General features: G+C 64.5%; 14 protein-coding genes and 1 pseudogene. 3 read left to right on the forward strand and 12 right to left on the reverse strand.

The window, feature by feature from the left end; all coding sequences use genetic code 11:
- A pseudogene (locus tag WBB14_RS00670) lies at positions 1 to 211 on the reverse strand (glycine zipper 2TM domain-containing protein); the annotation flags it as partial.
- 131 nt (positions 212 to 342) lie between these two features.
- Here WBB14_RS00670 and WBB14_RS00675 point away from each other — a divergent pair.
- Positions 343 to 561 (forward strand): DUF3717 domain-containing protein, encoded by a 219-nt coding sequence (locus WBB14_RS00675; protein WP_424238125.1) that lies wholly within the window; start codon positions 343 to 345, stop codon positions 559 to 561.
- A gap of 33 nt (positions 562 to 594) precedes the next feature.
- Here the strand turns inward: WBB14_RS00675 and WBB14_RS00680 are convergent, their stop codons facing one another.
- The 5 genes from WBB14_RS00680 to WBB14_RS00700 form a co-directional block, all read right to left on the reverse strand.
- On the reverse strand, positions 595 to 1,200 hold the full coding sequence (locus WBB14_RS00680; RefSeq protein ID WP_424238126.1) for an SCO family protein: 606 nt from the start codon (positions 1,198 to 1,200) through the stop codon (positions 595 to 597).
- A 17-nt stretch (positions 1,201 to 1,217) separates the two neighbouring features.
- Positions 1,218 to 2,111 (reverse strand): heme o synthase, encoded by an 894-nt coding sequence (gene cyoE / locus WBB14_RS00685; RefSeq protein WP_013390983.1) that lies wholly within the window; start codon positions 2,109 to 2,111, stop codon positions 1,218 to 1,220.
- A gap of 13 nt (positions 2,112 to 2,124) precedes the next feature.
- Positions 2,125 to 3,159 (reverse strand): COX15/CtaA family protein, encoded by a 1,035-nt coding sequence (locus tag WBB14_RS00690; RefSeq protein WP_424238131.1) that lies wholly within the window; start codon positions 3,157 to 3,159, stop codon positions 2,125 to 2,127.
- 155 nt (positions 3,160 to 3,314) lie between these two features.
- Positions 3,315 to 3,896 (reverse strand): SCO family protein, encoded by a 582-nt coding sequence (locus tag WBB14_RS00695; protein ID WP_414639374.1) that lies wholly within the window; start codon positions 3,894 to 3,896, stop codon positions 3,315 to 3,317.
- Positions 3,897 to 3,986: 90 nt separating this feature from the next.
- On the reverse strand, positions 3,987 to 4,793 hold the full coding sequence (locus tag WBB14_RS00700) for an SURF1 family protein (protein WP_424238127.1): 807 nt from the start codon (positions 4,791 to 4,793) through the stop codon (positions 3,987 to 3,989).
- Positions 4,794 to 4,832: 39 nt separating this feature from the next.
- Here WBB14_RS00700 and WBB14_RS00705 point away from each other — a divergent pair, with 39 nt between their 5' ends.
- Positions 4,833 to 5,033, forward strand: a complete 201-nt coding sequence (locus tag WBB14_RS00705; RefSeq protein ID WP_006224570.1) for a twin transmembrane helix small protein — start codon at positions 4,833 to 4,835, stop codon at positions 5,031 to 5,033.
- 104 nt (positions 5,034 to 5,137) lie between these two features.
- Here the strand turns inward: WBB14_RS00705 and WBB14_RS00710 are convergent, their stop codons facing one another.
- From WBB14_RS00710 to coxB, 5 genes are all read right to left on the reverse strand, one after another.
- A complete protein-coding gene (locus tag WBB14_RS00710) occupies positions 5,138 to 6,013 on the reverse strand; it encodes a cytochrome c oxidase subunit 3 (protein WP_013390979.1) in 876 nt (291 codons plus the stop codon).
- Positions 6,014 to 6,051: 38 nt separating this feature from the next.
- On the reverse strand, positions 6,052 to 6,276 hold the full coding sequence (locus WBB14_RS00715; RefSeq protein WP_013390978.1) for a DUF2970 domain-containing protein: 225 nt from the start codon (positions 6,274 to 6,276) through the stop codon (positions 6,052 to 6,054).
- 9 nt (positions 6,277 to 6,285) lie between these two features.
- Positions 6,286 to 6,411, reverse strand: coding sequence for a cytochrome oxidase small assembly protein (locus WBB14_RS00720; protein WP_013390977.1), 126 nt, complete (start codon positions 6,409 to 6,411; stop codon positions 6,286 to 6,288).
- 31 nt (positions 6,412 to 6,442) lie between these two features.
- Positions 6,443 to 8,050 carry a cytochrome c oxidase subunit I gene (gene ctaD, locus WBB14_RS00725; RefSeq protein ID WP_424238128.1) on the reverse strand — a complete coding sequence of 536 codons (1,608 nt, stop codon included), beginning with the start codon at positions 8,048 to 8,050 and terminating at the stop codon, positions 6,443 to 6,445.
- 104 nt (positions 8,051 to 8,154) lie between these two features.
- Positions 8,155 to 9,312, reverse strand: a complete 1,158-nt coding sequence (gene coxB, locus WBB14_RS00730) for a cytochrome c oxidase subunit II (RefSeq protein ID WP_332014037.1) — start codon at positions 9,310 to 9,312, stop codon at positions 8,155 to 8,157.
- A 289-nt stretch (positions 9,313 to 9,601) separates the two neighbouring features.
- On the opposite strand from coxB, the gene WBB14_RS00735 reads away from it, so the two are divergent.
- Positions 9,602 to 10,414, forward strand: a complete 813-nt coding sequence (locus WBB14_RS00735; protein WP_424238129.1) for an NUDIX domain-containing protein — start codon at positions 9,602 to 9,604, stop codon at positions 10,412 to 10,414.
- Between the two features lie 42 nt (positions 10,415 to 10,456).
- On the opposite strand, the gene WBB14_RS00740 is transcribed toward WBB14_RS00735, so the two are convergent.
- On the reverse strand, positions 10,457 to 10,643 hold a 187-nt coding region (locus WBB14_RS00740; RefSeq protein ID WP_424238130.1), incomplete at its 5' end, for a hypothetical protein.

A 10,643-nucleotide genomic window follows, 5' to 3' on the forward strand; every position in this document is an offset into this window, starting at 1 on the left:
CGGCGGCCTGCGGCGCGGGCGCCAGGTTGGCGCCTTCCGGGCCGGCCTCGGCCACGGGTTCGTCAGCGTGCGGATTGGCCGAAGGCGAGGGCAGCCAGCCCATCACGGCGGCCACGCCCACCGAACACATGATGATGACGGCGATAGCGGCCGCGGCAACCAGGGGGTGGATGGCGCGGCGCGCGTTTTCGATTTTGGCGGAAGTATTCATGACGATGCTCCATCGTTACTAACCGGCAGTGGTATAGCACCTGGGCACGGTTTCGGCGTGTTGCGATGGTGACGCTTCTTTGCAGGACGCGGGCCGGTGGACAGCCCTTCCCATTCGTGGACAATAGGCGGATGGATCCCATTACCCTGCCCCAGCTCGAACAGGCCATCAACTACTGGCGCAATATTTCGCCGTCGGTGGGCGACGAGTCCCGCCTGTGCCCCGAGGCTGCCGCGCTGGCCACGCCTTATGCGCTGATGATCATGGCGCACCGGCGCGAGATCTCTGCCGCCGAACTGAGCGACCCGGCCCGCGCGGCGCTGGCCGGCTGGGCTGCCGCCGGCAAATAAGCCCTTGGCGGCCCGGCTGTTCAGGCCGCTGGTTCAACCCTTGAGCAGGGCCTTGATGTCCTGCGTCAGGGCTTCCACCCCGATGTTGTTATTGGCCAGCACGCGCGATTCGCCCTTGCCGTCCAGCAGGTAGAACGCGGCCGTGTGGTCCATGGTGTAGTTGCCGTCCTTGGTGGGCGCCTTGGCGTAATAGGCCTTGAAGGACGCTGCAGCCTTCTTGACCTGGTCCGGCGTGCCGGTCAGCCCGAGAAAGCGCTGATCAAAGGCGGTCACGTACTGCTTGAGGACGTCAGGCGTATCGCGCTCGGGGTCCACCGTAATAAGTAGCACCTGGACGCGATCGGCGTCCGGACCCAGCTTCTTCATGACTTCGGTCAGTTCGGCAAGCGACGTCGGACATACGTCCGGACACTGCGTGAAGCCGAAGAACACGACCACCACCTTGCCGGCGAAATCGGACAACTGGCGCGTCTTGCCGTTGTAGTCGACCAGCTCCATGCCGCGGCCCAACTGGGTGCCGCTGATATCGCTGCCCTTGAACACGGGTGCGTTGTCGCCGCAGGCGGCCAGGGCAACGGTGAAAGCGGCGGCTGCGCTCGCGCGCAGGACCAGCCGGCGGCTGGCGGAAAACACGGACATCAAAAACCTCCAGGGAGTCAGCGCAGCAGGCCGACCCAGTGGTCCACCAGCAGGGCGCCGAACAGCAGCGCCAGGTAGAGTATGGAAAAACGGAACATGCTGCGCGCCAGCTCGTCGCTGTAGGCGCGGTACAGCCGCCAGGCATAGGAAACGAACATGCCGCCCAGCACCAGCGCCGACAGCAAGTAGAGTTCGCCGCTCATGCGGATGGCGTAAGGCAGCAGCGTGGTGGCGACCAGCGCCACGCTATACAAAAGGATGTGCAGGCGCGTGAACTGGTTGCCGTGCGTGACCGGCAGCATGGGTAGGCCGGACTTGGCGTAGTCGTGGTTACGGTAGAGCGCCAGCGCCCAGAAGTGCGGCGGCGTCCAGATGAAGATGATCAGCACCAGGATCCAGGCCTCGGCCGGCACCGAGTCCGCCACGGTGGCCCAGCCCAGGGCCGGGGGCATGGCGCCCGACAGGCCGCCGATGACGATGTTCTGCGGCGTGCGCGGCTTGAGGATGACGGTATAGATGACCGCGTAGCCCACGAAGGTGGCGAAGGTCAGCCACATGGTCAGCGGGTTGACCATGTGATAGAGCACGAACATCCCGGCGCCGCCCAGCAAGCCGGACATGCTCAGCACCTGGAACGACGAAATCGTGCCGCGCGCCGTACCGCGGCGCGCAGTGCGCAGCATGCGGGCGTCGATTTCCTGTTCAATCAGGCAATTGATGGCGAAGGCGGCCGCGGCCAGCAGCCAGATGCCCAGGGTGCCGAACAACACCCGGCGCATGTCCGGAATGCCCGGCGCCGCCAGGAACATGCCGATCACGGCGCAAAACACCGCCAGCTGCGTCACGCGCGGCTTGGTGAGGACGAAATACTGGCGGAACAATCCGGGCTGAGGAGCGGCAATACTGGTCATAGTGGGCCCTATTTTAAACGCGCACCGAATTGGGGCCGTAGCCCCCGGCGGGCGCACGTCCGGCAGTGGACAAACGCACCATCAAAACCACCGCGGCCAGGGTCAGGCCGGCGGCGCCTCCATTGTGCAGCACCGCGATCAACAGCGGCCACTGGAAAAAGATCGTGGTCAGGCCGGTCAACAGCTGCGCACCCAGCAACGCCAGCATCAGCGTGGCCGGACCGCGCAGGCCAGGCTCGGCGCGCAGGCGCCAGGCCAGCATGCCCAGGTACAGGAACACCACGAAGGCGAAGTTGCGGTGGACCCAGTGGATCGCGGTCAGCGCCGGCTGGGAAATCATCTCGCCCGACGGCAGCTCGCCCAGGGCCCGGATGATCGAATAGCCGCCATGGAAATCCATTTCCGGCACCCAGGCCCCATGGCACATCGGGAAATCCATGCAGGCCAGCGCGGCGTAGTTGGTGCTGACCCAACCACCCAGCGTCACCTGCACCAGCAGCAGCGCGAAGCCCCCGGCCACCCAGGGCTTCCAGCGCGCGGCCGCCGCGGACACGGCCAGATGCGGACGCTCGCGCGCGGACAGCCAGGTCATGAGGGCCAGCACTGACAGGCCAAACACCAGGTGTGCGGTCACGACCACGGGCATCAGCTTGTGCGTCACGGTCCAGGCGCCGAACGCGCCCTGCACGCAGACCGCGATCAGCGTCACCACGGCCAGCTTGGGCGAACGGCCCAATTGGCTCCGGTAGCGCCAGGCCATGTAGACGATGCCGATGATCAGCATGCCCAGGATGGTGCCGACATAGCGGTGGATCATCTCGATCCAGGCCTTGGACAGCGTGACCGGGCCGAAAGGCATGGCCTGCGATGCTTCGTGGATGTCGCCCATCGCGCCCAGCGGCGTCACGCTGCCGTAGCAGCCGGGCCAGTCGGGGCAGCCCAAGCCGGAGTCCGTCAGCCGCACGAAGGCGCCGAACATGATCAGGTCCAGCGTCAGGAACCAGGTAAAGAAAACCAGCTTGCGATAACGCGCTTTGATGCGTTCGATTTCCATAAACATCCAATCTGCGGCGCCGCGCGCAATGCACACGACGCAATAAAACTATGCGCCCCGATCCGTGCCGCCATGGAGCCGGCTTTGCCGGTCCATGCGCGGCGCCCCGTTGAGGGGGAAGCGCCACGGGCGCTTCGGGGGTGGGCCCATCAACCGATTCTCGAGCTGTAAACCAGCTTGCTGATGTCCTTGCGCACCTTCACGCCATCGGCCTCGGCAGGGTACTGCATCATCAGGTTGCCCAGCGGGTCGATCACCCAGATCGGCGCCTCCAGCCCAGGCTGGCCCGCGGCGGTGTCTCGCGCCAGCAGGAACCGCGCCAATTGGTCGGGATTGGCACGCACCATGACCGTGCCCTTATAGGCTTCCAGCACCTTGTCCGGCACCGGCGCATCGTCAGTGATGAACCAGACGCGCGCCAGCCGGTCGACGTTCTTGCCCTGGCTGGCGTGGCTGTTGCGGGCGATGAAGAGCTTGCGGGCGCAGCTTTCCGGGCAGGCGCCGCCGTCCGCGGCCACCAGCAGCCACTTGCCCTTCAGGCTTTGCAGGTCAAAGGGCTGGCCGTCCAGCGTGGTCAGGCGCAGTTCGCCAGCCGCGGGCATGGACCGCTGCGGACTCACCAGCGTGCCGTAGTTGCTGGACTCATCGGGCCACCACTGCGGATTCATGTACACCACGATTGCCGCGACGATGGGCGCCAGCGAGCACAGGAACACCAGCAGCATCGGCATCAAGGAGCGCTTGCGTGCGGGCTTGGTAGAAGAAAGATCGCGAGCCACTTTGTATCCTGTCGTCTTGCGGGTTAAGAGTCGGCGCCCCGGTCAGGCCCTGGGCGCGTTCTGCGCGCGCCGCATGCGCCGGATGGCGCCCCCCAGCACCACCAGCCATGCGACGGCGGCAATCGAGGCAAAAGCAAACCACTGTACGGCATAGGACGTGTTCTGCTGGAAGTCCACCGACGGCTGCGGCCAGTCCCGCACCAGGCCATCGTCCGCGTTGCCAGCGGATTGCGACAACACGGTAGGCAGCAGCGCCAGTCCGGTGGTTTTGGCATAGGCGTCCAGCGGCAGGTTCTGCACCTGCGGCAAGACGCCATCCGCCGCCGGCAGCGACGCCGGCAAGGCGGACTGCTCCGAACCGCCCAGCGACCAGATCTCGAACAGGCGCGGCACGCGCGGCGACAGTTCACCCGTCACCGTCTGCGGCCCTGCGGGCGTGGCGGGCAGCGGCGGCTGCGCGGGGCCTTGTCCCTGGGTCCCCATGACGCGCGGGATCCAGCCTCGCAGCACCAGCACGGCGCGGCGCGCATCGGCGTCCAGCAGCAGCGGCGTGGCCAGCCAGTAGCCGGGCTTGCCGTCGTGGTTGCGGTTGTCCAGCAGTACACTGAATTGCGGCAGCCAGACCCCGGAGGCCTGGGCCGAACGCCAGGCGGTCATCTGGGCGGGGTCGGTCGCCGGGGTCAAGGGCAGCGGCGCTTGCTTGCGGCCCGCTTCGATAGCGGCCAGAATGGCGCGTCGCTCATCGCCGCGGCGCAATTGCCATTGCCCCAGCGATGCCAGGATGATCACGGCGACACCCAGCAACAGCAAGGCGGCTACCGTGTATCGGGTTGAATGCGGTCGGGCCATATATCTACACTAACTACTCTGATTCGTCCGGAGACCACCATGCGCGTTTTCGTCGTCCTGGCCTTCATCGGGATTCTGGCCAGCCTGGCATCGGCCCTGGTCTACCTGATGCGGGACAAGGGAACCACCAGCCGCACGGTCAACGCGCTGACGGTGCGCATCGGATTATCGGTGGCCCTGTTCCTGTTCGTGCTGTTCGCCCATCACATGGGCTGGATCGAAAGCACAGGCCTTAGATAGCCATCCGGGACGAGGGTTCCCGGAAACGCATGACGATCGCAGATGAATAAAACGCGCCAGTTCTCACTCAAGAACTGGCGCGCTTCATTTGTTCCCCGTAGCGATCAGAACCAGTACACGAACAGGTACAGGCCCAGCCACACCACGTCCACGAAGTGCCAGTACCAGGCGGCGCCTTCGAAACCGAAGTGATGATCGGCAGTGAAGTGCCCGCGGATCAGGCGGACCAGGATGACCGTCAGCATGGTGGCGCCCAGCAGCACGTGGAAGCCGTGGAAGCCCGTCAGCATGTAGAACAGCGAACCGTAGGCGCCCGAATTGAACTTCAGGTTCAGCTCGGTATAGGCGTGGTGGTACTCGTAAGCCTGACAGGTCACGAACAGGAAACCCAGCACGACGGTGGCCAGCAACCAGAAGATGGTCTTGCCGCGATGATTCTCGCGCAGCGCATGGTGGGCGATGGTCAGCGTGACGCCGGAGCTCAGCAGCAGCGCGGTGTTGATGGTGGGCAACCAGAAGGGGCCGACCGTCTGGAAGTGCTCGACCACGCCGGCAGGACCGAAGTTCGGCCACACGGCCTGGAAGTCGGGCCACAGCATCAGGCGATGGTCCATGTCGCCCAGCCACGGCGTGGTGATGGTGCGCGTGTACCAGAGGGCGCCAAAGAACGCCGCGAAGAACATGACTTCCGAGAAGATGAACCAGCTCATGCCCCAACGGTAGGAACCGTCGATGCGCTTGCTGTTCAGACCGATCTCGGATTCGTGGATGGCGTCGCCGAACCAGTAGTACAGCACCACGATCAAGCCGATGAAGCCCCCCAGCAGGGTCCATTTGGCCCAGCTGACACCGTTGATCCAGGCCGCCGCGCTCAGGCCCATGAACAGCAGCGCCACAGCCGTACGCACGGGATGACCCGAATCGGCGGGCACGAAGTAGTACGGTGCCTCTTTACCTTGAACCGAGTGGCTTGCACTCATGGCTTTCTCCCTGGTACAGATTTATAGAATTAAGTGATTCAAGTCAGGCTGGAAACGGCCCAACGCACAATTAATACCAGCACAGTAACGAAGATGGCCGCTGCCAGCAGCCCCGCCACGATCACATGGACCGGGTTGAGCTTGGCGACGTCTTCCCGGTGGCCCGCCCCCTTGCGCACCCCGAAAAACCCCCACGCCACCGCCTTCATGGTCTGAAGGAAACTCAGCTTGCGCTGGGAGGTTTCGCGGAGGTCGTCGCTCATGGCCGTGGCCTAGCTGACGGCAACGCCGGACAACAGGGCCGAGCCGCGCAGCACGGTCCAGGCAAACACGGCGATGACGAAAGCCAGCAGGACCAGACCTGCGATCTTGTTGCGGCGGCGCTGCTCGGGTGTCATTGCTGTGCTACCTGGAACATGAAAGGCTGCTTCACTTCACTTCGGGCGGGGTTTCGAAGGTGTGGAAAGGCGCGGGCGACGGCACGGTCCATTCCAGGCCTTCGGCGCCTTCCCACGGCTTGGCCGACGCGACTTCGCCCTTGCCCATGTAACAACGCACCATGGCCCACAGGAAGATCAGCTGCGACAAGCCGAACCAGAAGGCGCCAATGGTGGCCATCTGGTGGAACGTCGTGAACTGGCCGGCGTAGTCGGCGTAGCGGCGCGGCATGCCTGCCAGGCCCAGGAAGTGCATCGGGAAGAAGGTGACGTTGAACGAGATCAGCGTCGACCAGAAGTGCAGCTTGCCCAGCTTTTCGCTGTACATGCGGCCGGTCCACTTGGGCACCCAGTAGTAGGCGCCGGCGAACAGGGCGAACAGCGAGCCCGCCACCAGCACGTAGTGGAAGTGCGCGACCACGTAGTAGGTGTCATGCACCTGGATGTCGATGGGGGCCACCGACAGGATCAGGCCGGTGAAGCCGCCCATGGTGAACACGAAGATGAAGCCGATCGAGAACAGCATGGGAGTCTCGAACGTCATGGAGCCGCGCCACATCGTGGCGACCCAGTTGAACACCTTCACCCCGGTCGGGATGGAGATGAGCATGGTGGCGTACATGAAGTAGAGCTGGCCGGTCACCGGCATGCCCGTCGTGAACATGTGGTGCGCCCACACGATGAAGGACAGCACGGCGATCGAAGCGGTGGCGTAGACCATGGAGGCGTAGCCGAACAGCTTCTTGCGGGCGAACGCGGGCACGATGGCCGACACGATGCCGAACGCCGGCAAGATCATGATGTAGACCTCGGGGTGCCCGAAAAACCAGAACACGTGCTGGTACAGGACCGGATCGCCGCCGGCGGCGGCGTTGAAGAAGCCCGTGCCGAAATGGCGGTCGGTCAGCACCATGGTGATGGCGGCAGCCAGCACCGGCATCACGGCCAGCAGCAGGAAGGCGGTGATCAGCCAGGTCCAGCAGAACAGCGGCATCTTCATCAGCGTCAGGCCGGGCGCGCGCATGTTCAGCACGGTCACGATGATGTTGATCGCGCCCATGATGGACGAAGCGCCCATGATGTGCAGCGCGAAGATCGCCAGGTCCATGCCCGGGCCCATCTGCAGCGACAAGGGCGCGTACAGCGTCCAGCCGGCCGCGGTGGCGCCGCCGGGCACGAAGAACGATGCCGTCAGCATGATCGCGGCCACCGGCAGCAGCCAGAAGCTGAAGTTGTTCATGCGGGCGAACGCCATGTCGGAAGCGCCGATCTGCATCGGGATCATCCAGTTGGCGAAGCCCACGAAGGCCGGCATGACCGCGCCGAACACCATGACCAGACCGTGCATGGTGGTGAACTGGTTGAAGAGTTCGGGGCGGAAGAACTGCAGGCCCGGCTCGAAGAGCTCGGTGCGCAGCAGCAGTGCCAGCGTGCCGCCTTCCAGCAGCATGACGAACGAGAAGATGAGATACATCGTCCCGATGTCTTTGTGGTTCGTGGCGAAAAGCCAGCGACGCCAGCCCGTGGGGATGGCGTGGTGGTGGTCATCGTGACCGTGGCCGTGGCCCGGCGACACGTGGTCTACAGTGACGCTGCTCATGATGGACTCCTTCCTGCTGAGTGCCGGGCCCGATTCACGGGGCCGGCAGGGTATCTCTAACTAAACGGAACCGGTTCTGCGAGGGTGTGGCCAGGCGCGCGCAATCAGCGCGCAGCCGCCACGTCCTTCGGTAGAACCGTCGGGTCCTGCCCCTTGCCAGCATTGCTCCAGGCATGGCGCGTATAGCTGATGACCGCTGCGATCTCGACATCGTTGAGCTGCCCGCCGAATGCCGCCATTGCGGTGCCGGGCTTGCCCTTCAGCACGGTGTTGATCTGTTCCGCCTTCGGACCCAGAACAACCTTGTCTCCGTCGAGCGGGGGGAAACTGCCCGGGATGCCCTTGCCGTTGGCCTGGTGACAGGCCACGCAATTCGCCGCGAAAACCTTTTCGCCGCGGGCAACCAGTTCGGCTTCCGTCCACTCTTTATTGGGATCGTCGGCGTTTGCCGCCATCTTCTTCTTTTGGTCTTCAACCCACTTATCGTAGTCGGCTTGCGCCATGACTTCCACGACGATGGGCATGAATGCGTGATCCTTGCCGCACAGTTCGGCGCACTGGCCGCGGTAGATACCGGGCTTGTCGGCGTTGAACCAGGTGTCGCGCAGGAAGCCGGGGATGGCGTCCTGCTTCACGCCGAAGTCGGGAATCATCCAGGAGTGGATGACGTCGGCCGCGGTCAGCACGATGCGGACCTTCTTGTTCACGGGGACGACCAGGTGGTTGTCCACTTCCATCAGGTAGAACTCGCCCTTGGGCTCACGGTTCTCGATCTGCGCACGCGGCGTAGACAGCGTGGAGAGGAACTTGATGCCGGTGGCCGAGCCGTCGAGGTATTCGTAGCCCCACTTCCATTGATAGCCGGTGACCTTCACGGTGAGGTCGGCGCTGGAGGTGTCTTTCATCGCGACCACCGTCTTGGTGGCGGGCAACGCCATGGCGATGACGATGATGAACGGGATGACGGTCCAGGCAACTTCCACGCCCAGATGCTCGTGGAAGGTCGCGGCCTTGTGGCCCCTGGATTTGCGGTGCGCCCAGATGGAGTAGAACATCACTCCGAAGACGCCGATGAAGATCACGATACAGATCGTGAGCAACATCCAATGCAACCACATGATGTCGCGCGAGATCGCCGTGACGCCTTCATGCAGGTTGAGCTGATTGACCTTCGGGCCGCCGGGCATATCTTGCACCTGAGCACCTGCCACGCTGCCAATCAGCATCGCACAAGCCCCCAGTATCCCTCTCCACTTCTTCATGCTTACCTCGAAACACGGCGCGAAGGTCCGTTCGCTAGTGGCGGAAGTCGCCGGAACCGGGCAACGCGCAATTATTAGATGGTAGGGCGTGGCAGGGAGATAGAGCGGCCCCTGTCGTTCCCACTCGAAATCACAAAGAAACTGCCGGATTATAGCGGACGCGCAAACAGATGTAAGTTAGTGCCCTTGAATTCATCGGCCGCGCCCCCATCTGGCCGCGCCCCTTGACCGCGCGCCGTAAAACAGGGTGGCATAAAATCGTCGGCAACATCATCACCACGGTTCCACGATGCCCAAGCAGTTGTCCGACTTGTACGCCGACCTGCGCGCCCGCGCGCAAGAGCCCGCCCCGGAAGGCGCGCGCGCTTTATATATAGCGGGGCGCCGCTGCGGCTGGGCCACGCATGCGGCTTGCGACGCATTGCGCGACGCGCGCGGCATCGCGACGGATGGTGAAACCTTGCGCATCGGTGCGGACCTGCACCCCGGCGCGGATCTGAACAGCGTGCTCGAACAGGCCGCGCAACTGTTGCGCCAAGCCAACTGCCTGCGTGGCTGGCGCGACGAATTGCTGGACGTTCTGGATGGCGACGAACCGCTGGGCGTGATCGAACGCGCGGCGGTGCGGCCGCTGGGCCTGCTTACCAAGGCAGTGCACCTGAACGCGTGGACGCCGGACGGCCGCTTGTGGGTCGCGCGCCGCGCGCTCAGCAAGTCCACCGATCCCGGTATGTGGGACACGCTGGTTGGCGGCCTGGCCGGCAGCCGCGAAGACCTGGAATTGGCGCTGGTGCGCGAATGCGGCGAAGAAGCGGGGCTGGACGAGCCCGACCTGCAGCGGCGCTCGCCCCTGCGCACAATCCTGCGCATCCATCGCCGCCTGCCCGAGGGCTATCAGGTGGAAGATGTCCTGACCAGCACCTGCGTGCTCGCGGCTGATGCCCGTCCCGCCAACCGGGACGGCGAGGTGATGGAAATCGCCACCATCGACGCGACCACGGCCGTGCGTCAGATCGCGGAAGGCGAATTCACGCTGGAAGCGGCGCTGGTGATCATCGAAGACATCATGCAGCGCCGCGCGGCAGGCGAAATCCCGGCCTAGCATCCCGTCCCGCGGATGCTCAGGCATCCACGGGCTCAAGCGTTAGCGCGGAAGGATTCCCGGCTCGCCCAGAGCGGGGGGGTTCGCGGGATTGTCTGCGGTGCTATCCGCAGGGTTGCCCAGGACATTGCTTGTAGCCGGCGCGTCCGCGTCCCGCGCCTCGCGAGCCGCAAGCACGTCGGAGCCCGACGCAGCGCCCGCCGCTTCCGCGGCCTCGGCAGCCTGGGCC

Source organism: Achromobacter sp. (assembly GCF_049647645.1).
In the GTDB taxonomy this organism is placed as follows: Bacteria; Pseudomonadota; Gammaproteobacteria; order Burkholderiales; family Burkholderiaceae_B; genus Achromobacter.

What these genes read in the sequence shown, in the direction of transcription:
- WBB14_RS00675 (WP_424238125.1), top strand. Translation starts at nt 343, where the DNA reads ATGGATCCCATTACCCTGCCCCAGCTCGAACAGGCCATCAACTACTGG.
- WBB14_RS00680 (WP_424238126.1), bottom strand. Translation starts at nt 1,200, where the DNA reads ATGTCCGTGTTTTCCGCCAGCCGCCGGCTGGTCCTGCGCGCGAGCGCA.
- cyoE (WP_013390983.1), bottom strand. Translation starts at nt 2,111, where the DNA reads ATGACCAGTATTGCCGCTCCTCAGCCCGGATTGTTCCGCCAGTATTTC.
- WBB14_RS00695 (WP_414639374.1), bottom strand. Translation starts at nt 3,896, where the DNA reads ATGCCGATGCTGCTGGTGTTCCTGTGCTCGCTGGCGCCCATCGTCGCG.
- WBB14_RS00700 (WP_424238127.1), bottom strand. Translation starts at nt 4,793, where the DNA reads ATGGCCCGACCGCATTCAACCCGATACACGGTAGCCGCCTTGCTGTTG.
- WBB14_RS00705 (WP_006224570.1), top strand. Translation starts at nt 4,833, where the DNA reads ATGCGCGTTTTCGTCGTCCTGGCCTTCATCGGGATTCTGGCCAGCCTG.
- WBB14_RS00710 (WP_013390979.1), bottom strand. Translation starts at nt 6,013, where the DNA reads ATGAGTGCAAGCCACTCGGTTCAAGGTAAAGAGGCACCGTACTACTTC.
- WBB14_RS00715 (WP_013390978.1), bottom strand. Translation starts at nt 6,276, where the DNA reads ATGAGCGACGACCTCCGCGAAACCTCCCAGCGCAAGCTGAGTTTCCTT.
- WBB14_RS00720 (WP_013390977.1), bottom strand. Translation starts at nt 6,411, where the DNA reads ATGACACCCGAGCAGCGCCGCCGCAACAAGATCGCAGGTCTGGTCCTG.
- ctaD (WP_424238128.1), bottom strand. Translation starts at nt 8,050, where the DNA reads ATGAGCAGCGTCACTGTAGACCACGTGTCGCCGGGCCACGGCCACGGT.
- coxB (WP_332014037.1), bottom strand. Translation starts at nt 9,312, where the DNA reads ATGAAGAAGTGGAGAGGGATACTGGGGGCTTGTGCGATGCTGATTGGC.
- WBB14_RS00735 (WP_424238129.1), top strand. Translation starts at nt 9,602, where the DNA reads ATGCCCAAGCAGTTGTCCGACTTGTACGCCGACCTGCGCGCCCGCGCG.